The sequence below is a fragment of the Halorubrum sp. BV1 genome (assembly GCF_000746205.1).
Taxonomy (GTDB): Archaea; Halobacteriota; Halobacteria; order Halobacteriales; family Haloferacaceae; genus Halorubrum.
This window is the reverse complement of sequence record NZ_JQKV01000005.1, coordinates 155154-177995: the sequence shown is the minus strand read 5'-3', so window position 1 is coordinate 177995 and position 22842 is coordinate 155154. Positions and strand designations below refer to the sequence as shown.

Sequence of the window (22842 nt, the reverse complement as noted above, 5' to 3'; positions counted from 1 at the left end):
GACCCGGCATCAGGATTCCATCGACCCGAGTCTCTCCCGGTCGACGTTGATTCGGAGACGATACTCACTGTCATAGCGTCCCTGTTCGCTTCGCGTTGGGTCGAGCAGCGAGTACCCACTCGTGAATGACTTGAGGAGCGTCTCACGCGTCGGGAGGTCGATACCCAGCTGGTCTGCCAGGTAGACGATCCGCTTGGTCGCAGCGCCATTGTCGAGTCGCTGGAGGTACTCACCGACCGTCGTCCACGAACAGTCCCGATCGTCCGCGGCGACCATCGCCTGTGCGAGTTCGCGGATGCCACCACCGAACTCGGGATGGTCGGCACAGTCAACGAGCGTCTTTTCGACGTCTGCGACGTCCACGGCGGTACCCTCGATGGCCATCGGCTCGTACCCGAAGAATTTGCGCTCGGTGACCGTCACGACGCGATAGGGGACGCCGTGGATCTCCCGACTCTGCGCCCGGGTCGGCGTGACGACGTACACCGTCCGAGGCACCTGCTCGGTCAGCCCGTGGTGGTCAAGGGCGGTATAGTAGCCGACGTACATGGGCTCGGCAACGTGCGAGGCGATGAGATACTCGTGCGTCGTATACCCGCCCTCTTCACCGGCCGTGAGCGGGATGATGAGGTATCGACCGGGGAACAGTCGGTCCAGCCATCCTTTTTCGGTGAGCCGGGAGGCGATCTCGCGGGCGGTGTTCGGGGCGACCGCTAGAGTCGTCTCGATGTCGTCGACGGAGATGATCTGGTGACCCGCGCCGGCGAGTCGTGAGAGTAGCCGGCTCTCACGGGTGGACAGCCCCTGTCGTATACTTTGAGTGTCTTGTGAGTCGTTCATCCCTGCATTTTAGACATAGAATATGAATACGAGCGGGTCTTGAACGTTGTTTATCCGGAATTTGGCTGGATAGAAGGCTCTCGCGAAAGACCCCGTCTCGTTTCAGGGATCTTGAACCAGAGTCCGTCAGTATTGCTCGATGTCGATGACTTGTTTCATCTCTTCGTGAGTGGAGTCCCATCTCCGGCGACGACTAGCGCATCTAGCTCGCGTCAAACCGTAGCGCTCACCGCGTTGAGGACCATTCAGTCGGTACGTTCTTCCGGTCGTTCGAGCATCGTATGTCGTGAACGACCGATGCCGTGTGTGGATAGATCGGTCCCTTCCTCGTCGAGTCTTAAGAGGTAGCTCTTGAGCGCTTCTCGGTCGATATCCGGCTGTTCCTTAGGAATTCGTATGTCACCTGAGTGCTGGCGCTCCACTACGGATGAAACGCGGTCCACTAACCAGTCTATATCACTTTCTACGAGCCGGTTTACTCGTTGCTTGAACGTGCTGTACGCGTCCGTCTGCTCCCCTTGCGATGTGAAGCGCAGCCCATACTCACAGGCGTTGACTGATTCTTTGAGCGTCTCCCAGCCATACACCAACGCATCTGGAACGGGGTACCGTCTACCGCCGTTGATCTTAGCTCTGATACCGGTTGGCCGTCCTGCAGAACACGCATTCTCCGGGACGTACACCAGTGACGTGTTTTTGCGAATCCCGAACACGTCGATGAAGACCGATCGGGAAAGCGTATGCTCCAAGTTCGTCGCGTCGACGACTTCGGGAAACACGAAGAAGGCCTGATTGTACTCGTACAGGGAAGTCAGTGTACGCCACTGATCACGGTTCACCGAGAACCGGCGGTCTGAATCCGATTCGACGGTGTACGGCCGCTTGTATTGAAAGACGACAGATTTGAGCAACGGCAGGTTCGTGTCGTACCCCAAGATGTTCTCCATCCGCCGATTAGGCGAGAGGGCTGCGGGCCTGGTGAACTTTTCTTCGAGATCTCCGAGCATGTGGTGCGTGGCGTTGACTGTAAGGGTGTTCTCTGTCGGCGTTTCTGTCATAGTGGCAGAAATATGGCCGCCGTTGAAATTGGTTCTGGACGGATTTAGAACAGCTGTTCGCGAATCTCTGTGCCGTACTCAAGTGTCTGGTTGTCAATCTGTTCGTTGACATCCTCGATGGACGCATCCTGAGATACAACTAGATCAAGGTACTCCAGGATGAGATCTGCATAGAGTTCGCGGGCGTGGATAAGAAACGTACTGGCAACGAATTCCTTGTCATCGACTGAAATCAGGTTTCCACCAGTCGGTTCGTCCGGAAGTGTTGTATCCTCGTGTACGACCTTGTTCCGGTAGTCATACAGTGTTCTGAAGAACTCTCCTATCCGTTTTGACGACCAATCGCGAGCATTCTGCTCACCCAGAAGCACTGCCGTCCGAACACCGAGCCGGTATTTGTTCCCGCCAGGAGAGCCGCCTTTCAGCACGGTTGTTTCGCAGCCGACGACGCAGTCGACTAATTGATCCTCGAGGGACTCCCGGCTGAACATTCGCTCGAACCGGGCCAGCGGGTTCTGAAACTTGTCATGGCCGGGTGCGATTCGACGTCGATGATCTCTCCACAGCCGTGGGATATCCAAGGCACGATCTTCAGTGATATGTGTTCCTGTCGTGGAACCCGGACACTCGAATTCGAGTTCGAAAGTGACCGGTGCCGCAATCCCACGGTACGTTTCCCAGCCTGGCACCACGTTGTATCCCTTCTCGTAGCCAACAGTCCCCATCGGGCAGAGAAGCCGTAGACACCGACGAACGCTCGCCGCGAGATACTCGATCACGTTGGTCAGCTGCTGCCAGGGATAGACGTTGACCGGTGTGACGTCAAAGTCCGGGTTTCTCCACGGGTTAATCTCATTGTCATCGATATCGCGAGCGATCTCTCGATAGGGTCGGCGGCGACGGAGGACAATTTCTAGCGCTGCGTTCGGACCGTTTGCGTCGAGCGTCTCGACCGGTTCGAGGACGCTCGTCCCTGGGGCCTCATGCGTTGCGATTCCGGTTTCCTCCAAGCGGTCCAAGGGACGAATCCGGAGTGTGTCAACGGTGTATGGCCCCAGATAGTCCGGGCTACCTTGTATCTCCGTTTCGAGGTCGATCGTGATGTCTGGCTCGATGGAGGTGTTCTTCAGAACGAGCAGAAATCGGGAGTATTCTCGATCGGTGAATCGGGGCTCGAACTGCTCCTCGAAGGCGGTTGCGAAGGCATCCTCGTCGAACTGAAACTCGCCGGCGTAGTTCAACACGACCCCGACGAACTCGAACAGTCCCCGTTCGATAGACTCGACACGGTTGGCTTCGGATAACTGATCGTCATCGGGGGGATCCGGGAGCTGATCGTAGATAACCTGGGCCGCCTCTGCAAATTCACCTGCATAGAGGTTATCGAAGAGATCCCTGTCGTCGAAGAGGTCACCGGGAGCTGGAACCGAGACTTCCTCGGTGTTCTGCATAAACCCGCCAGCACTCAGCTGATTGAACGTCCGAGTTGGTGGATTGACATCCACGTCGGAGTGCCGTTCGATGACGGCTTGGACTCCATCTTTGATTAGCGGGCGCACATCAGCGCCCCACTCAGGTGGCATTCTATCAGGGACCACTCTACCCTTCCACTTAGTTCACCGTTAGACCGGCTGATTCTCGTCCGCCGCATCCGTCGCGTCATCATCCACTGACCGCTTTGGTGACTCGTCTGTAATCTCCGTAATTTCTCGATAGAGGTGGAGGAATACGTAGCCCAGACCACATACCCACGCTGCGAACACAGCTATCGAGCGTACACCTGCTGGTCCGAGCTCGGTTGCTATCCCCAACACACGGAGGAGGTACGCGAGCGAAGGCACAACGACCGCCAGGAGAATCGCGATCACACTTGCTTTGAGAGTTCCTGTTACATTCGCTGGGTCAAGAGCTTCGTAACGGCTCACGAGTCGCTGTCGTTCGTCGGTGAGTGCTTCCCGCCGACTCCGCAGCTGAAGCCAGCGGCGATGGTTTCGATTGTGCTGTCTGGCGCTCTGGATGTCGGCTTGAACGTTCGCCGCCTGTGACTCCTCTGACTCGCGATAGAACTCCCGTTCCGGCGACAACCGAGGTTTTTCGACATACCGAGGCTCGTCAATATTGTGGGTCTTGTCCTCGATATCGGTCTGTTCGCTGTCGAGGCCGCGACGCTTGGCGTCGATCTCCTCGAGCCGGCGGTTGATCCAGTGGCGTTCGGCCTTGAGATTCGAGAGGTTACTGACTAAGAGGGCGGTCAGAATCCCGATAAAGACGCTTGCCGAAGTAGCGAGTGCGGCGTAGAAACCTGCTGGCATACGTTCGTAGGTGGGGCGTTGGTCCCCTGTCGGTACAGGAATTTATTACGACGGCATTTAAACACCTGCTAACATGCCAAAGGCGGATCAAAAAACAGTCTCACAGGTCTTCTCGGACGCAAAATTACAAGTCCCACTCTATCAGCGAAGCTACGCTTGGGAACCGCAGCAGGTCGAGGACCTCCTGAACGATATCGACTACGTCTATCGCCGGCGCTACGGCTCTCCGAACGCTCGTAGCGTGACTACTGCCCTATCTGATGCGGACAGCAACGACACGAATGGAAATTCAGACGTCTACCACTACTTCGGGACGTTGGTTCTCAACGCCAGAGGCAAGCAGGACATGATGGGGTCGGAGTGGACCGTTTACGACATAATTGACGGGCAACAGCGGCTCACGACGACCAACGTCTTCATCGCGTGTATCGTGGAGGAGCTTGAGGCGATCGCGGATGCATTCGATGCTGCGGGGCTCGGCAAGGAGGATCTCCCGGAAGGTGTCGTTCGCCCTCCTGGCTATCTCGCGACGAATTACACGGAGAACTATCTCAAGCTTGGCGACCGGAAGGAGGGCCGCCATCTTGAGCCCGGAGAACTCACTGAAGCAGCGTATGCAGAACTCATCATCGACCAGGGTGATCCACAGACGATCCTTGACGATGACGAGCGGCTTGTCCCGGAGAAGAAGCTGGCCAGAGCGAAAGAGATCATCCAGAAGTGGATCCGTGAGAAGCGGGAACTCTTCCTCGGTGATGAAGACCTGAGGCAGGCTACGGAAGCGGATCTCCTCGAATACTATACGGCCATCAAGCGGTATACGGGCGTTCTCACCTCCCAATTCAAACTCACCTCCCAAGAGGTCGAGAGCACGGACGAGGCAGGTCGACTCTTCGAGGCTGTCAACGACCGAGGGCGGGATATCACCCTAGCCGACAAGGTCAAATCGTACCTGATCTACGTCTCCGGCGAATTCGACACGTTGGACTCAGAAGCAGTCGCCCGCCGATTCAACGACGCCGTCGAAACAGTCGCCCAGTACGCCACCGATGATGACGATATCGACCAACTGGTTCAGTTCCACTGGGAGCTCTTTACGGGAGAGTACAAGAAAGTCCGCAAGAACCGATCTGGCCCGACGCCAATCCACCGACGTATCAAGGAATCACCCCGGCATATTCCCCTCGAACGAGATCCAGAAGAGGTCGCGACGTGGGTCAACAACTACGTCGACACGCTCTCGAGCGTCTCCAAATCTTACGTCCAAGCGAATTATCTCGACGTCTTCAACCGGCAAACCGACGTCTCGCCCCAGGTTCAGGCTCGCGTCAAGTCCCTCCACAACATCAACTTCTCCAATATCGCGCCGCTCATCATCGCAGCCATCGAGCGATACGATGCTGACAGCCCGGAGTTCGCGCGGATTGCTACGCTCTGTGAGGTCTATTCGTTTCGCGTCTACCAGGTCGCCAAACGATCGCAACGGACCGCACGCCGCGAGTTCAAGGAGGCAGCGCACCGGCTCTACGCCTCCGAGTTCGAGGACGGCTTCGTCGAGGACCTGTTCGGTGAAGCGGTCGTTGACCCGCCCTACGAGAACCCAGCTGTCGCCGTCGACGAGGTGACGGCGTATCTCGACAATTACATCGGCCGGCACTGCCCCGACAACGACTTCGTCGAGTACCTGACGCGGTCGGACATCATCCAGGGGAGCGACACGCGCGGGTGGCCGGGCTTCTGCAACAAGGGTGCGATCCGGTTCCTGTTGTTCGAGTATGAGAAGCACCTTCGCCAGGAGAAGAACACGGATACGTCGCTGAAAATGCTCCCCAGCGTGATGGACCTCGACGAGTTTACGATCGAGCACATCGCGCCGCGAACGCCGGAGACCAGCGCTGCGGAGCTTGAAAATCACGAGGAGAACGTGAATCGGTTGGGGAATCTCGCGCTCCTCGGGCCGAAGGATAATCCGTCAGCGTCGAACGACGATTATGCGACGAAGTACGAGGAGATCTACCAAGACGCGCAGATGGAGATCCTTGGTGATGACCTCCCAGCTCCGGCAGCGGGCTGGGACGTCGACGCGCTGGATGCACGAGCGCGGGATATCGTGGCCTTCGCGCTCGACCACTGGAGTGGCGAATCGGCGGCCGTCGTTACGATGGCACAGGGAAGTTCCGACGCAGCTGAGGAGGCAGCCACAGATCCGAGGACGGGCATCGCGTTCACCATCCGTGATGATGCACAACGGGCGTATGCGGAGGGCGTCGACGTGGATCCCTCGCGAGTGAAACTCGTCCGGCAGGGTGACGCGGATATGCCGAGTTCCGGCGCCGATGGGGTAACCGAACTCCCACAGTGCTCCTGTGGGGCGCTCTACACTCGCATCTCCGATGGAGAGGATGACACAGAGATGTACGAGTGCGTCTGTGGGTCATCGTTAGAAGCTCCGAATCTCGCCGGGATCACTCGGTCGATTCTCGCTGATTGAGGTGTCTCACCTCTTTTTGTAACGTCGTCGGCTGGAGATCACTCGTCCTATCTTACCAAACAATTCGGATGTATCCCTTGGCTAGGTTTTGGTAAGATTAGTCGTCGAGAAGCCCCTCCACCTTCGTCTGAAGGTGATTGAATGCCTCCTCTGCAGTTTCTACATCTGCTGCGCCAGTGATGACGACGTTACCATTCGCGAAGACTAACAGCACGGCTGGGAAATCCGGCGGTCGGTAGATGAGACCAGGGAACTGCTCGGGTTCGTACTCGACTGCTTCTAGTCCCAGTCCGATCGACAGCGCATTGAGGTTCACTGATCGCTGCAACTCTCCCGTACAGACGACGTTCTGGACGGTAAACCCGGTCTCGGTGGATGAATTGATGATGTCCAGCCCGGCGAGGGTCTGCAGGAACGCACGGTTTGTCTCGTGTAATTCCTCGAAGCTGGAACAGCCGCTGATGATGTACTTGCCACTCCGGTAGAGGGTGATGAGTGGTCCGTCCTCGACGAGGCGTACGTAGAGACCGTGGTAGTTCTCGGGATCGTATTCGGTGTACGGAACCGGGAGATCAGCTTCGACTTCCGCAATATCCAGTTCGACACCGACGTCGCCCGAGCCAACGGCGTTCGCGATCTCGACCATTTAGTCCCCTCCGGACGGCGGTGACACAACGAACGCCGCCGTCACGAGGTCTGGTTCCTGCGGCGTGACGTGTTTCTCTTCCTCAAGCCGGGACAGTTCCTCTTCACGCTCTCGTCGCAGACTTTCGAGCTTCTGCTTCGCGTTTCCAATCGGCGCGGACATATCTGCACCCTGCTCAGCACGGTGTTGGTACTGCTCTAACCGCTCTTCCCATTCTTCGATTTGCTCTTCGAAGTATCGCTCAGCGTGCTCGCGTTTGATTTCGATCTCCCGTTCTCGTTCGGTTCGGGCCTCCTCGGCGAACGACTCAACGTGCGTCCATGCTTCCATCTCTGCGGCCTCGTAGAGGTCCTCCGCCATACTCGAGAGCCGATCAACCTCATGAGACGATGAGATATCGCTGGGAGCCGTCGTCTTCGAGAGCTCAGGAACATCAGTCGTCACACTACCATCTGGGCGAACAAAGAGACGAACCAGCTTCTCGGTCACCACATCCCCAGCACCGGAGACGTAGCCAAGGCGGTAATTGAACAAGATTCCGGGGGTTTGAGACGCCGTCGCAGCGACCTGCATCGCAATTTCACCCTGGATGCGGTCGCCGTCCAGGCAGAATTCGATGAGCGACTCGACGAGAGGATGGTCAAGCGAGATGAACTCGACATCATCCGCCTCCATCGCGATATCCTTGGTGAACGTGGCCCGTGAGTACTGTCGTGCCACCTGATTTCCACTCAAGACCTCAGGGACATCCAACTGGAACACGTCACCTTCCATCCGGGCCGGTCCGGGTCGAACACCCTTGATAGAGCCGCCGAATTTGTCGAAGAACACCCGCACGAGCGTCTCAATATCGTCCTCAGACACCTCGCCGTGTTGACTGCGTTCGATCACGTCGAGAATCTCATCGTCTTCGCCGGAGAGGTCGAAGCGGTCGCGAATCAGAAACTCGTTTTCGACGGTCTGAATCGCTTCGCGTTTCTCCTCGATGGTCGCCTCGATATCGGCGACGACACGTTCAGTCGGCTCCCCTTCAGCGATGGCCGCCATGATCGTCTCGTCCAAGTCGACGTCTTCGAGGACGCGACCGAGGACATCCGAGCGCATCCCGAGGTCCGACTCGATCTGGTTCGTCTTCTCGATGAGCAGGTTGAGGATCTCGCTCTCGCGGGTATCGGCAAAGAAGAGATTCCGAATCTCGACCGTGTGCTCCTGGCCGTAGCGGTGGAGCCGCCCCATCCGCTGGTCGATCCTGATGGGATTCCACGGGAGGTCGTAGTTCACCATGATGTGGGCGAACTGGAGGTTGAGCCCTTCCTGGGCGGCGTCGGTCGCGAGCATCAGGTTGGCCTCCTCCTCGAATTTGCTCATCTCTTCCCGTCGACGGGACTGCTCGAGGTCGCCGTACACCTGGGCGACATCATGATCAGCGAAGACCTCGTCACGTAGATACTCCAGCGTGTCCGTGTATTCGGTGAAGATCAGGATTTTCTCGTCGGGGTCCTCTGAGAGAATGCGGTCGACGAACTGCCGGAGCAATCGGGCCTTCGAGTCCGTCTCGATGTTCTTAGCCTGCTGCCAGAGCTGTTTCACGCGGTCCAGCTCCTGCTGGACTTGCGACTGATTGAGCGTAATCGTGACCGTCTCAAGCGCCTCCTCGACCCGAGCGCGTTCTGCGTCGGTGAGCGTCTCGGGTTCGGTACTATACCGCGGAATGAGGTCCTGAACCCCGTCAGGGAGGTCTTCTGCGACGGCGTCGTTCTGAATCGCCCGCATCCGGTTTTCGAGGGACTTCCGGATCGCGTAGATACTCGAGACCAGCCGCTTCTGGTAGATGACCATCGTGAACCCCGCCGCCTGGTTCTCCTCCTGCTGGGCGAGGTTGTAGTACTCGCGGATGTACTCGGTGACGTCGTCGTACAGCTTCCGCTCCTCGCGAGTCATCTCGACCGGGAGTGCCTCGATGTTCTTCTCGGGGAACATTCGGGTCCCGTCGGTCTCGTACATATCATCCTTCAGCCGGCGGATCATCAGGTCCTCAAGCGCCTCAGGACTGATCTGCGACTCGTGGCTGAAGCGATACGGGTCGAGCAGGCTCACGAGGAAGTAGAACTGGTCTGATTTCCCCTTGTGCGGGGTCCCGGTGAGCAACAGCAGCGCATCGGAGTTGTCGGCGACGGCCTCACCAACTTGGTATCGCTGTGTCCGCTCGGTGGAGTCATCGCTCGACCGTCTGGCCGTAAGGTGATGGGCCTCGTCGAAGACCGCGACGTCCCACTCCTCGTCGAGATTCTGGAGGGCATCGAGGACGGAGACGCGGTCCGACTCGGGGTCGTCGGTGGTCTGCTTCGCGAAGTCGATGGAGGTGATGATGAGGTCCTCTTGCTTCCAGACGTTCTGGCTGGGGTGGGACTTTCGGTGTGTACGAACCGTCTCGCGGTCGTAGATGACGAAGTTGCGGTCGAACTTCTCGCGCATCTCCTCCTGCCACTGGACGGTCAGCGGCGCCGGCGCGACGATGAGCACCCGGTCGGCGCGGTCGCGAGCGATGAGCTCTTCGATGACGATGCCGGCTTCGATGGTCTTCCCGAGGCCGACCTCGTCGCCGATGAGGTAGCGGTGGTCGTAGGAGTTGAGGATCTCGTAGGCGGCCTGTACCTGGTACGGTTCGATCTCGATGCGGTTGCTGGTCAGCGTGAGGAATCGATCGTACTTGTAGGCGAGATCCAGCCGGATCGCCCGCTCTCGAAGGTCGTAGTGGAGTGGGGCGTCGGACTGGCCTGCTGCGAGGCGATCGACGAGCGAGTCGAGTTTCTCGATGTGAGGGAGGCCGCTGGGGAGTTTACGGAGCTGTCCCTCCGAGGTGTAGACGTGGAGAAGGTGGCCGCCGTTTGGTCGTTCCTCGATTTTCGTGATCTCTCCACGCCCGCCGGCGAACTTGACTTGATCGCCTACCTCGAAATCAGTCATCCTGTACTGCTGACTCGACGATCTCGATCTCCTCGTCGGTCAGTTCGTAGAGGTCGTAGACGATTTCGTTGATATGCTGATCAGTCGTCTCGATTTTTTCGTCAAGTTCGTCAGCATGTTCCCGGATCTCGATATACTGTTCCAACCCAGATTTAATATCGTCGATATCAGGCAGTATAAGATCCTTCAGGCGATCTAATGGAGAATTCGTCTTAGACGCTCCCCTCCGGAACCCGGCAAAGCCTTCAGCCTCCTCAACAGCGACAGGGACAAACTCGCGCAGCAATATCTCCTCGACTTCGGTGAGTCCAACAAAGGCCATCGCCTCGTAGGTCTCGAACTCCGCCTCTACGAGCCGATTCCAACGATCGGTTTCCCGAGGGTCGTCTTCGTCAATCTTGTAGCTGAGGTCTACTGATAGCACTACTCGTCCACCATCCTCATGGAAGGTGACACCCTCAATACGAAGGCCCTCATACTCGTCTGTAGTCTCAGTTAGTGGTGTATCTGCGACGCCCTCGACTGGAATCTGCAAATCCCCAAGGGAGTCGCCTTCCTTTGATTCGGGAAGTTCGTCACTTGGTAATCCAAGATAGTCGAACAGGTTGAGATTGAGTGCGACTCTTTCCTTCTTCAAATCAGACATCTTTTTCGCGAGCTCCCGGAGACTCTCTTCGGCATCTGGCTCGTTCGAATTGAGTGGAATAGGCATATCGTCAAGACTACCTTGTGTAGTGTAGCCAGTTCTAGACCGCCGCTCTGTCTGCCAATATTCGGACAATCTCGAATTCATTATTGCTGTAAGTCGATAAAGGTCTACTTCTGAATTCAGCGGTTTCAGTAGAGTAATATCTCGCCGTTCGTAGAATCCTTGATCTTCTACTGCATAGGGTTGCCAATCATTACCCCAGTTAGAGTAGACAATCTTGGGCGTTTCAAATAGCTGCTCGTTCCGCGGCCACTGAAGGCTATACCAGCTTATATCTCCGTTTTCAACTTCTCTTCTATCCTCCAGCTTGGATCGATATCTGTTAAGATGATCCTGTATTTGCGGATACTCAGATATATTTACGTTTGAAGTTATATATAATAGATACAACTCGTTGGGATAAGATATATGGTACTTAGAGATATCCGAATTTCTATATGCCGGTCTAAGCAACTGGTGGTTTCCATTAATTCCAATACGATCTAAGTCTTCATTATCTAAGAGAAAAACACCTTCCCCAACCTCTACATCTTCATTTTCAAAGTCTTCGTATGATTGCTTTGTTACTTTATCCGGGTTGGGAACAATGCCCTGTTTGGATTCAAGCAAATCAGAGAATTTCTGTCCGGTGCTAGGTAGTTCTAAGGCACCCTTTGCTAATCCCTTTATACCGTACCATTCGCTACCATCTGAAGGAAGATCGAATTCATCATATTCGTAACTCTCCTGATGAAAGAGGTCTTTTTCTCCTAATAATGACTCCGCTACAGCGTCCTTCTCATATCCATCTGAACGAATATATGAAAACGTGATATGGTCAGAACCGGAATTTTCGAATTTATAAATGAGATTTTCCTGACCAGGTGCTTGGTCAAACACTGTAAACCCATCAAATTCTAAAATCTCTCTAACGCTCGTTCTGCTCGCAATTTCACGACGGAGATTTTCGGCGCTGTCAGCTTCGGGCCAATAGGCTGTGGTGATCATGGAAGATGCTCCCGAACTATTGGTGAGTTTAATTCCAAGTAGAATGAAGAAATATAACATATCCATTCGGCCTTGGTAACATTCGTTGACAATAGAACCGTTTTTCAGGAGCTCAAACTCCTCTTTCATTTCTTTTTCTCCCACATATGGTGGATTCCCAATTACCGCGTCGAACCCACCATCCTCTTTGACCTCCCCGTCTTGCTGGTAAAATGCAATCGGGAACTCAAGCTCCCAGTGGAAGAAGTTCTGCTCTTTCGCCATCGCCTGCGCCGAGCAATACCAGTCTTGGTCTTCAATATCGGTCCACGAGTCATCACGCAGTGCCTCGGCCATACGCTCGTAAGCGTCCTCTGGAACGCCAAGGCCAGCCTGTTCAGCTGTGTGGACGTTCGCCATAGCAATGAGGTGCTGGTATAGTGGGTCGTCACGAACGTCCTCGTAGACCGCCTCCATCTCTTTGACATCGTCTAGTGTCTCGTTATCAATAGAGAGTAGATCCTCAAACCGGTCGGTGACGTGTTCTAATGCTTGACGTCGCGTCCGGTCAAATGACTCCTGTAGTGTTAGCTGTCCTTCTTCAATATCGGGCTCACCGTTATCTAGAACAGTCTCAATGTCGCTTCCCACAAGCGAATTGCCTGTCTTCAGATGGTGGTCTAAGAATGCGAGCGGTTGTTCGGCAGCCAGCGTTCGGAGCCAGAGGGAGACTTTCGCAAGTTCGACGGCAAGTGGATTCAGGTCGACTCCGTAGATACAGCGCTGAGCGACCTGTCGACGGGCCCAGTTGATATCGTGATCTTCATCAACAGTCTCGATCCCCTGTTGTGCGGCTTGCCGCTCCTGTGCGTCGATAATCTCACGGGCAAGGTAGTCGATAGCGCTGGTCAGGAAGTGACCGCTCCCCATCGCTGGATCGAGTATCTTGAGATTGAATACTTCCTCAGCGAACTCCTCAGCGAATCCTCCTTCGTCAAACGCACTCTGCCCCACCAGATCGTTCCGAATGTCGTCGACGAGAGGGCCGAGGGTCTCTTCAACGATGTACTCAACGATGTACTCCGGTGTGTAGTAAGATCCTGTAGCTTTTCGCTCACCACTATCCGTCGTGAGATACACTTCGTTCTCTTGTACGGCTACATCATCGCCCTCATCGGCGCTCACGTACTCTCCGTCGTCCAGTGCTAGCGCTTCATCGGCGACGTTGAGTTTGTACTCTAACAGCCCCTCGTAGATGCTCCCGAGGTGGCGGACGTCCAGCGACGAGTAGTCGACGAAGATCTTCCCGCCGCCGTTGCCGTTCTGACTCCGGGTGAGCAGTTCGATGACCTCAGCGAGATAGGCGTCCCCGACCTGGTGGTTCGCGAGGAACCGGGCTTCGACGCTATCGTCCTCGTCCGGATCAGTTCTGAACAGTCCGCCGTTGTACGCCGGGATGTAGAGGTCCTCCTCCGGGATACCGCGGGACCTGCTCCCCTGGTCGATGAGTTTGAACAGCTCGTCCAGCCGGTCCCAGAGGTTGTCTTGCCAGTCCCGATACTTCGGATTCGAACTGTCTAATTCCTCGGCGATGTCCTGCTTGAGAGAGTTGAGACTGTAGGATTCCTCGTAGATCTCGTTGTTCGTGTCGAGCAGGTCACGGCCCTCACTCTCAGCGTAGAGCACGAAGATGAGCCGATACAGGTAGATGAGGGAACTGTCGTGAATGAGGTCGAGATCGTCCTCGGAGAGGTCGTTGTCCGGGTACTGCATGAATCCCTCCGAGAGCACCTTGATCGCCTCGTAGATGTTGTCTTGGAGGTCCTCTCCCAATTCCTGGGCGAAGACGTTGGACTCGTCGTAGACTTCGTCCAGGAAGCACTCGCCGCTGGAGTCCTCGAGGAACGCACCGTGCCTGAAAAAGAGGTAGAAGTATTTGAAGTCCTCAAGGTCGCCCTTTTCGAGGACGGTCGGTAGGTCGATCTCGTAGTAGGAGTCGAGGCGGTGGCTCGTCGGGCCGTAGTAGAGCCGCCACTTCTTCCCGTCGGTGAGGACGGCCCACCGCGCCGGCGTCTCCTGCAGGTAGACGTGAATCTGGTAGCTCGGGTTCTCGAAGTCCCGCTCGTGTTCCCCACTCCCACGGGTGTCGAGTGGCCGACCCCAGCGCTTGGCGTCCGCGACGGCGACGGCGTCCTTGTAGAAATCGCCTCCTTCCTCGCGGCGCTCGAACGCACCGCGTGCGGCGTCCTCGGACTCGAAGAAGCCGTAGTCGGGCCGACGTTGGGTCCGGCTGGTGCTCTCCTCAACCTCGAAGGGGATATCCAGTTTCCGGAACATCGGCCGGATGAACTTCTCCTCGAGTTGGGACTCGTTGCGCTTGGGAGCCGTCCCCTTCTCGCGCTCCCACAGATCCATGATGTCCGCTTTCGCCTCGCGGAGTTCGTCGTCGCTTAGCTCGTCCCACGCCTCGGTTTCGGGGAGGTGCTCGTCCAGGTAGTAGTTCGAGAACAGGTCGCGATTCGTCCGATAGGTGAGTGCCGTTTGCATGAATTATCGTGGAGTGACAATGAGAAACCGATCCGCGTCCTTGCTGTCGATAAGCGCGTGAGCGATGTCTTTCGTGTCGGCAACGTCGACGTCGACATCGTCGCCAATCTCGGCCTCGAGTGCTTCGAGCTCGGAGCCGGAGATGTTGACTCGCCCGGAGTTACCCGAATTCCGGGCGATTGATTTACGAGTCATCTCGGATACTAAGCCTGTTTCAGCCCCCCAATATAGTCTTTACTTAGACTATTCCATTCGCTATTGCTGATATCATATGAGATCTTGATACTCCGTATGATTACCACCGTACGTCGGAGAAACACCCACAGCAATGCTCGGTCAAGATTATGTATGAGAATTATTCCGTCTCAGGCTATGAGCCGCTAGTTTTAAAAATAATGGAATCATAGGGGATTATGGCTCCGAACTGGTGGCGAGTCTACTTACTCTCGTCACCTAATCAACTCCCGCGAGATTCTTCTCTATTTTCATATATGTCGCTCCAACCCACTACCTTAGATATAAATACAGCATATCCTATTTTTCGACTCTCCTTTATATACCACTGACTGTTTTAAATAACACTCCGAGAATGAGCCTCTATCGCTCGATACTCTGTGATAAGGTGAACCTAATCCGGCGAAATATTTATAAGTAGCAACCAGCAATACTTACCTGTCCGAGAAGACAGCCACCAGTTCGGAGCCACCGCCTGACACATTCGGATTTCTCCGGGTGTAGGCGGCAGAACAGGTGGGCTCAAAAACTACGTCCGCGGTTCGACGCGAGCCGTGGTTGTGAGCTACGCTGGAAACAGCACTACGCGGAGCGACGTCCCGGTTCAAGCCGGTGACCTGTGCCCGTAGAGCCACAGCTATGGATCCACCGCGGGATGCCCGCCGCTTGAGGGACATCAAGCACACAGAACAATGACGGACGACACGACTTCCGCGGACGCAGACGGAGCATCGCCTAACAACCAGAGTCCACCCTCGGACGACGTTGACGGGAAGTTTTACACCTTCTTCGTCGATGGCGACGAGTACCAAACGGACGAATCCTCGCTAACCGCCCGTGAAATAATGGAACGGGCCGGCATTTCAATCGATGTCGGGCTGATCCTGATTCACGACGACGGTACCGAAGAGCAACTGGATCCCGACGACGAGGTCGAATTCGACGGTCCAGGACGACGACTCAAACAGGCACCCCAGTTCAAGCGAGGATAACTCCGATGCAAGACAGGCTCGAAGCCGAGATCGACCTGCTCCAGCAGCAGTACCCATCAATCGAGCACGGGGGTAACTTCGATTGGGTACTCGTGGAGGGTGTCGAACTCGACGAGGAGTGGAACCGCGAGACCACCGAGGTCTTACTCCAGCTGCCGTCCGGCTACCCGGAGACACCACCACGGAACTTCTGGGTTCCTGCCGGTCTCAAGTGTAATGGGCAGCAGCCTGGGAGCTTTGCTACCAACCACAAGCGTCACGATGGCCGGGACTGGGACCGGTTCTCGTGGCGGGTACAAAACAATTGGAAGCCATCAGAGGACGTCAAAGACGGGTCAAACTTGCTGACGTTTATGAGCTCCGTCGAAGCACGTCTTGAGGAGGGCGTCTGATGGCTGTTATTGCCACGCCAGAGTCTACTTGGAGTGAAGCAGAGGAACATCTCTGGGATATTGACGACGATCGGCAGAGCCCTTCCGAAAAGTTCGGGTTCTTCCTCGCCGGTGTGGCAAAAACAACCGCCGGCCCTCGATTCACGGTTCAAGAGTTCATTCCAATCGCTGATGAAGATGTAGAGTTCCACGGTCGCGGAGCCTATGAGGTTGATCTCGATCCGATACTGGATGTGATCAACAAGGCAAAGCGACAGGATCTCGCAATCATCGAAGCCCACACACACCCGCTCACCAAGAAAAACGTCACATTCTCCTCTTTCACGGATGAGCAGGAAATGCCAGACTTCGCAGCGTACGTGCTTGACTCGCTGGACGGCACGCCGTATGGAGCAATCGTTCTGGGGCGAGAGTCGATTGATGCGCGATACTGGAATGAACCAGGAGATGGGACCGCTGTTGAGCGAGTAGTTGTCGCAGGTGAACACCTCGATGTCCAATTCCCAACCTCGGGGTCCCAGTCATCAAAAGCACCTGACGGCTTGGATGATCGATATGATCGCCAGATTCGGGCGTTCTCCAAAGAAGGACAAGACCGGCTACAGACCCTTCGGGTAGGAATCGTCGGGCTCGGTGGCCTCGGATCACACGTAGTGCAGCAGCTAGCCTACGCTGGTGTTCGAGACTTTGTTCTTGTGGACCCGGACGAGATTGAGGTATCCAATCTTAACCGGACGGTGACCGCTGCCCCTGATGACGTAAGCAAGTCAAAAGCCAGAATAGCTGCGGACTCTATCGAGAAGATCACCAGCGATGACGTTGGTATGGCAGTGTTTGAGACCGACGTTCGAGACAAAGAAGCTCTTCAGACCCTCCTCACAACAGATCTCGTAGTCGGGTGTTTGGATAATGATGGGCCACGGCTTGTCCTCAACCGACTCGCACGTGCAGCCCACCTTCCTTATCTAGACTTGGCCACAGGAATCAATCCTCCAGACGGCCCAGTTGAGCAACTGGGCGGCCGTATAGCGTTTATCCACCCGGATGGGCCTTGCCTTCACTGTTTGGACGAGATCGATCGAGAAGAAGCTCGGGACTTCCTTGCACCAGCTGAAGTCAGTGCTGAGGACCGTGATCTCGGGTATATTGATGACGTAACTGATCCATCCGTCGTCTCGCTAAATGGCGAAGTTGCGTCAATGGGGGTCAGTGAGATCCTGATCTACGCCACGCAGTTTGGTGCTATATCACCCCTCCACTACCACTACCTTCGGGAGCCAGGACAGCAAACTCAACGGACTGCAAGTCGCCGTGTAAACGTTGATTCAGATTGCTTCACGTGTTCACGTGCTGGCGATGGAGATGCTGCAGAGATCACCGATTGGGAGATTTAACACCCTTCTTCGGCTCGAACATTCTCATACACGTCAGGAATCGCAGATTGATATGTGTCTCAAGCATCCGCTACCTTACCAAACAATTTCGGAATTCAACCTCAGTTTGTTTGGTAAGAAAGGAGTGAAATTCATTACTTATGTTAAGCTAGTAAAGGAGTCTCTATGAGAACAAGGGTATGAGTGGCCAGAATCTGAAGGACTCCATCCGAGAGTGGTCCCACAATCTAATTGTTCGATATACTGCCCTGATAGTGGCTACGGCTATGGTGGTCGCGACGCTGACCGCTCTCCTCAACCCTGCTGTTCAGACCGATAATATCAGGGCGCTACTGACGACCCTAGCGACGGCAGAAGCCTCCGTTCTTGCGATCGTGTTCTCCGTGACCGTCGTCGCTCTACAACTCGTTGTGACACGATATTCGGCCCGCCTCACCTCACTGTTCGTCAAAGAGCCGCTGTTCCGTACGACGTTCGCGCTCTTCGTTGGCGCCATCGCGTTCAACCTCGTCGTCGTCTATCTGCTCCCGATACAGAATAGCCGCCTACTGAACGCAGTCGTCGGAATCGCGTTTGCGCTTGCTGCTGTCTCTACGTTTGCGCTCTACCAATTCATCCAGCTGATGATCCAGCGCAGCTCGCCCGACGATCTCATCTCGGTGTTGGTCGAACGGGAACTCGCACCGGACGAATACCTTCCCACGACCGCAACGGAATTCACTGAACTCGAGGTCCATCCGATTCGCCCACTGTACCGAACGATTGCTCGAGCCATCGAGCTGGGCGAATACCAAACCGCAGAACAGGGGATCGACGGACTTCGGACGGTTCTCACCCGGACGTTCGAGTACCTCGAAAGCGAGCATACCAAAGAAGACGCCGCCCAGTACGCATCGGCTGTTTCGACTGAAATCCTCACGGAGTATGTCCCACCGATCTTGGAGCAGGCGTACACCCACGAGCAATACGACCTGGTTTCGGATGCTGTCGACGATGTCGAAGCGGTCGCTCTCGACGGGCTCAACCACGGCTTTACTGACGTCACTGAGGACGCTGCTGAGGGGCTCGGAGACGCGTTCGATGCAGCGCCCTTGACGTGGGAGGGGAATCGACTTCGGAGCCCGGTGAAAGAGTCGCTGCTCGAACTAACGAAAGCCACAGCCAGCGATGCTGAGTATACGACGTTCTTGGCGGTATCGCACCATCTGGATCATCAGATGGCTGTTCTTCTCCGACGACGACCGGATGCGAACGTCACAGACCGGCTTGTCGGGGACTACTACAGCCGAGAGGTGGGCGAGATATTCGAAGTCCTCGTTGACCGGTACGGCGACGACGTGCAAGACCAAGATATCAATTGGATCTCTCCTACTGATGGTCGAAAGTGGACGCTCCCTGATGGGGCGGAGCCACTGCGACACGTCTGGCGCGAATATGTCAGCTTCACTCAGACCGTTCTCCGATATCGCGTCTCGGAGGGGGAGTACCCGTTTGTCGAGGGGTCAATCGATGATGGCTGGAAGCGAATCACCGAATCTGCTGCCGATGCTGGGATAGATGGCTTGGCAACGCTGTGCTGTATTACGACAATCCAACTTGCCTATCGTGTTGATCAGCTCGAGAACGGCCGTCTTGGAATGTGGACGAACAACCTTGGGCTCCTAAGGCGGGATTACGATCCGACAATCGTTGACCGGGCATTTGCGCTCCTCAAAGCGGGTGAGCAGCCGGAGGGACGCAACATCTCCGTTCGAACTTTTGATCCAACCTCAGATGATACAGACGAAGGATTCATCGAACGGGTTTTCGGAACTGAAGAGGAAGACACACCATTCGAGGAGTGGCTCGTTGAGTTCGAGGAAGACGTCCACGAACGAACGGAGTACCTCAGGGAGCGAGAATGACCGACTACCAGTTCGAGGAGGGTGACCGTGTGCGAATCGATATTCCTGATGAGACGGACCCGGACTACAACCGGCTCCACGGGCGACACGGCGAGATCATCGCTATCTTAGAGGACGACGCCGGCGCCGTCACGGGTGATGATCGTGACGCCGTGCTGTACCGTGTTCAGCTGGACGACGGGACAAAAACGGATGTTCGGTGGCGGGATCTCCGGCCCCCCTGAGGTATCGTCGCACGTTATTGTCCAAGCGGTGGCTGTATTTGGACAACACACTCTTACCAAACTCTTCGTCTACAATACACTCCTACTGTTTGGTAAGATTTTGTCGGACCACTCCAAATCACCCGCTATATCGACGACTCGTAGTCGAGTGCCGCAATTGAATATCTACGCTTATGTGAGCGGTGTCTGAAACGAGAATGTATGGCAGACCTGATTGTCAAATCGACCGTAAAGGATGCACTCGACGACACCAACGTTTCCGCAGACTTCTACGAAGCGCTGGACGACGAAGTCGCCGAACTGCTCGACGACGCCGCACGACGGGCTGAGGCGAACGACCGGAAGACTGTCCAGCCACGCGATCTGTAGGCAGGTATCACTACTCCGCAATAGAGTTAGGGGCCTGGGTCAGTGACTCGGAGAGACCCATCAACTTCATAGAACCAGCCGGAATCGAGTAACCGTTCGACAGCATACTCCGCATCGGCCGGCTCGGATGGGAACGTATCGTGAGTCAACAGTCGATCATGTGCCTGTTCCTGCGAGAGCCCGCCTTCTCCGTCCTCTATCTCGGGTGCGAGGATCTCGTAAGCGTCTTCGATCCAGTCTGGGAGTGAGCGCGGTTCATTTGTCCACATTTCCCATCAAGCTCGATTATCCCGTTTCTGGTGGTTCGTGCTGAATCCAATTAAGTAGTCCTCCTTTGTGCATCCGTGTTGGCGTGACGGTTCGTTACTCCGGCGCCGTCGCAAGCCGCGACCGTAGGTGTTCGTACGGTGGATCCATATCGAGTCGCTCGAAAAATGCATCGGCGAACTCCAGGCTCGTCGTTACGCCCCATGCTGCACACCCGTGACTCAAACACTGATTCGGGAAGAACGGTCCGGGCATCAGGGGCTTCTGCTCGTGCTATTGGTTTGGAGTCCCGGCTGGCTCGTCGAGGATGACGTCGACGCCATCCTGTGTGACAGAGAGCTGGATTTCCTCAACAGTGAATCGAACCTCGACATTGCCCGTGGATGATGCGAGAAGCTGCTCGAGTGCCTCGACGTCGACGGCATCGTGGAGCTGATACGACTCACTCGGAAGCCCGTGGGCTTCCAGTGTCTCGACGATTTCAACGAGGAGATTGGGAGATGTATCTGAGTTTCTTGGGCCAGAGGGAGCCATTATGATATCGAAAGATACGTAGGGCGAATAACAATTAAAAGTGGTGGCTCGGCGGCTGGTGATGTCGCCTTTGACAAACGAAGCCACGCGATCTCTGCCACTACGCCGCTGGCCTGAGGGGACCCCGGCCAGCTCTCGCGTACAATCCATCGCTGACTCGTGGAGACTGCAGCGAGTGCACAACTGAAGTGATCCCTTGGGGTAGGCGATTTTGATACCAAACAACGATAACGGTTGGCGCATTCTGGAATGACCGGTCCTGAGCGACACCCAAGGCGACAGCGACCAGCGGAGGAGAGCGTTGCGTACACGACGGGTTCCTACAAACCTGGTTTTGAGAATCTGGGTGACAGATGTGTGACAACTGTTTTCAGACTTGCGTCTGTTCTACGCATATGGGGATCCCTCGCCTATGAGCGAGCGAGAACGGGCGCTACAGCAGACGGAGGCTTATTCACAGCTGTATGAAATCATGCGGAGTGACCGCCCGTTATTTGACCGGTTCGAAGCCGTCCTCCAGCTCGGCGTCGAGTACTTCGGCGTCGATCACGGGTACATCACACAGATCGAGCAGGAGAGGAACGAATGGACGGCCATCGTCAGCACCGACTCTGTGGACGGACCGATTCCGCCCGGCCTCGAGCTCGATCTCACGACCTCGTACTGTCGACGTACCATCCAGAACGAAGGGATCGTCTCGTTTGCAGACGCGCTCGACGCGGGATGGGAAGACGATCCCGCATTCGAGACCCACCAGCTCAGCTGTTATCATGGCGCTCCAATTGTCGTCGACGACGAGCCCTTCGGGACAGTGTGTTTCTCGGCGCGTGATCCGCGGGCTGAGCCGTTCACTGACGTTGAAAAATCATTCACGTACCTGATCGCCCAGGTGGTGGGCTACGAAATCGAGCAGCGAAACTACGAGCAGGATCTCGCCGAACAGGAACGAACGCTGGCGGAGCGACGAGAAATCTATCGTGCCGTCATCGACGCCAGCTTCGATTTACTGTTCCGGATCGATCTCGATGGGCAGTTCACGTACCACTCTCCGTCGGTTGAAGAAATGCTGGGCTATACCGCTGATGGACTTCGTGGTCGTCCCTTCACGGTGGTCCTCCCGGATGCGGAGACCGCCGAAAGGGCTCAAGAAATATACGAACGAGTATTGGCCGGAGAGACAGTAGAGGAGACGTATCTGCCCCTCGAAACGAAATCCGGTGAGATCGTGTATGCTGATATCCGAGGCACGCCGATTTACGATGCCGACGTGCCACCAGCGGACCGAACGCCAGCCGATATCGTTGCCGTCCAGGGGATGGCGCGCGATGCGACCGAGCGGAAGCGTCGCGACCGCCTGATCAGCGTGATCCACCGAGTCCTTCGACACAACCTCCGTAACGATATGGGAATCGTCCGGGGCTATACGGAACTCCTTGAGGACTCGCTCACCGGGGACGACGCGGACCTGGCCCAGCGGATTCATATGACTGCGGAACGGTTGATCGATCTCAGCGAGACCGCACAGAAACTCGAGGAAAATCTCGACGCACCGCCGGAGCGGAACCCGATCGATGTCGTCCCCCTCGTCACCCGCGTCGCCACCCAGATCGATGAGGCGCATTCCGGGGCCTCCATTACGATCCAAGCGCCGAAGACTGCCGTTGCACAGACCGCCCCCCGGCTAGAGACGGCGATCTGGGAACTCATCGATAATGCAGCCACCCACGCCGGCGACACACCGACAGTCGAGGTTGAGGTGGCTGACACCGACGACGAGGTCGTGATTCGGGTGCGAGATGATGGACCTGGGCTACCAAATATTGAGCAGTCAGTACTTCTCAGCGGCGATGAAACGCCACTGGTCCACGGCAAACGGCTGGGACTCTGGCTCGTCTACTGGATCGTGACGAGTCTTGACGGCGAACTCGATGTCCTCGATGACCGACCGGGCGCAGCCATCGAGATTCGACTGCCCGCAGCTCCGTAACGACAGATG

At 56.0% G+C, this 22842-nt stretch carries 17 protein-coding genes; 8 read left to right on the top strand and 9 right to left on the bottom strand.

Annotated features, from left to right (window positions below):
• Nucleotides 1-9: 9 nt before the first annotated feature.
• The 4 genes from EP28_RS09470 to EP28_RS09455 form a co-directional block, all read right to left on the bottom strand.
• A complete protein-coding gene (locus EP28_RS09470) occupies nucleotides 10-840 on the bottom strand; it encodes a type IV toxin-antitoxin system AbiEi family antitoxin domain-containing protein (RefSeq protein WP_049983787.1) in 831 nt (276 codons plus the stop codon).
• A 245-nt stretch (nucleotides 841-1085) separates the two neighbouring features.
• Entirely contained in the window at nucleotides 1086-1898 is an 813-nt protein-coding gene (locus tag EP28_RS09465; RefSeq protein WP_049983786.1) for a hypothetical protein, read from the bottom strand.
• A 44-nt stretch (nucleotides 1899-1942) separates the two neighbouring features.
• Nucleotides 1943-3481: a HEPN domain-containing protein gene (locus tag EP28_RS09460; RefSeq protein ID WP_049983785.1), complete on the bottom strand. Its 1539-nt coding sequence runs from the start codon at nucleotides 3479-3481 to the stop codon at nucleotides 1943-1945.
• Between the two features lie 39 nt (nucleotides 3482-3520).
• Nucleotides 3521-4210: a hypothetical protein gene (locus tag EP28_RS09455; RefSeq protein ID WP_049983784.1), complete on the bottom strand. Its 690-nt coding sequence runs from the start codon at nucleotides 4208-4210 to the stop codon at nucleotides 3521-3523.
• A 73-nt stretch (nucleotides 4211-4283) separates the two neighbouring features.
• Here EP28_RS09455 and EP28_RS09450 point away from each other — a divergent pair, with 73 nt between their 5' ends.
• Nucleotides 4284-6701, top strand: a complete 2418-nt coding sequence (locus tag EP28_RS09450) for a DUF262 domain-containing protein (protein ID WP_049983783.1) — start codon at nucleotides 4284-4286, stop codon at nucleotides 6699-6701.
• Nucleotides 6702-6798: 97 nt separating this feature from the next.
• On the opposite strand, the gene EP28_RS09445 is transcribed toward EP28_RS09450, so the two are convergent.
• Genes EP28_RS09445 through EP28_RS09430 form a run of 4 tightly spaced genes read right to left on the bottom strand, consistent with a single transcriptional unit; the run spans nucleotide 6799 to nucleotide 14731 of the window.
• Entirely contained in the window at nucleotides 6799-7347 is a 549-nt protein-coding gene (locus EP28_RS09445; protein WP_049983782.1) for a TATA-box-binding protein, read from the bottom strand.
• Nucleotides 7348-10314 carry a DEAD/DEAH box helicase gene (locus tag EP28_RS09440; RefSeq protein WP_049983781.1) on the bottom strand — a complete coding sequence of 989 codons (2967 nt, stop codon included), beginning with the start codon at nucleotides 10312-10314 and terminating at the stop codon, nucleotides 7348-7350.
• A complete protein-coding gene (locus EP28_RS09435; protein ID WP_049983780.1) occupies nucleotides 10307-14536 on the bottom strand; it encodes an Eco57I restriction-modification methylase domain-containing protein in 4230 nt (1409 codons plus the stop codon). Before EP28_RS09435 ends, EP28_RS09440 begins: the two co-directional genes overlap by 8 nt.
• 3 nt (nucleotides 14537-14539) lie before the next feature.
• The gene (locus tag EP28_RS09430) at nucleotides 14540-14731 is read right to left on the bottom strand and encodes a hypothetical protein (protein ID WP_049983779.1); all 192 of its coding nucleotides are present in this window, start codon (nucleotides 14729-14731) and stop codon (nucleotides 14540-14542) included.
• Between the two features lie 731 nt (nucleotides 14732-15462).
• Between EP28_RS09430 and EP28_RS09425 the strand changes: the two genes are divergently transcribed.
• From EP28_RS09425 to EP28_RS09400, 6 genes are all read left to right on the top strand, one after another.
• Nucleotides 15463-15762, top strand: a complete 300-nt coding sequence (locus EP28_RS09425; protein ID WP_049983778.1) for a multiubiquitin domain-containing protein — start codon at nucleotides 15463-15465, stop codon at nucleotides 15760-15762.
• Nucleotides 15763-15767: 5 nt separating this feature from the next.
• Nucleotides 15768-16154, top strand: coding sequence for an E2/UBC family protein (locus tag EP28_RS09420; protein WP_049983777.1), 387 nt, complete (start codon nucleotides 15768-15770; stop codon nucleotides 16152-16154).
• Nucleotides 16154-17548: a HesA/MoeB/ThiF family protein gene (locus EP28_RS13840; protein ID WP_080506128.1), complete on the top strand. Its 1395-nt coding sequence runs from the start codon at nucleotides 16154-16156 to the stop codon at nucleotides 17546-17548. Before EP28_RS09420 ends, EP28_RS13840 begins: the two co-directional genes overlap by 1 nt.
• Nucleotides 17549-17727: 179 nt before the next feature.
• Complete coding sequence (locus tag EP28_RS09410; RefSeq protein WP_230455318.1) at nucleotides 17728-19452, top strand: DUF2254 family protein; 1725 nt, start codon at nucleotides 17728-17730, stop codon at nucleotides 19450-19452.
• A complete protein-coding gene (locus EP28_RS09405) occupies nucleotides 19449-19676 on the top strand; it encodes a DUF8139 family protein (protein ID WP_049983775.1) in 228 nt (75 codons plus the stop codon). The genes EP28_RS09410 and EP28_RS09405 overlap by 4 nt, the downstream gene beginning before the upstream one ends.
• Before the next feature lie 201 nt (nucleotides 19677-19877).
• Nucleotides 19878-20045, top strand: a complete 168-nt coding sequence (locus EP28_RS09400) for a DNA-binding protein (protein WP_049983774.1) — start codon at nucleotides 19878-19880, stop codon at nucleotides 20043-20045.
• A gap of 540 nt (nucleotides 20046-20585) precedes the next feature.
• Here EP28_RS09400 and EP28_RS09395 read toward each other — a convergent pair.
• A complete protein-coding gene (locus EP28_RS09395; RefSeq protein WP_049983773.1) occupies nucleotides 20586-20846 on the bottom strand; it encodes a HalOD1 output domain-containing protein in 261 nt (86 codons plus the stop codon).
• A 412-nt stretch (nucleotides 20847-21258) separates the two neighbouring features.
• Here EP28_RS09395 and EP28_RS09390 point away from each other — a divergent pair, with 412 nt between their 5' ends.
• On the top strand, nucleotides 21259-22833 hold the full coding sequence (locus EP28_RS09390) for a PAS domain S-box protein (RefSeq protein WP_155118460.1): 1575 nt from the start codon (nucleotides 21259-21261) through the stop codon (nucleotides 22831-22833).
• Nucleotides 22834-22842: the final 9 nt, after the last annotated feature.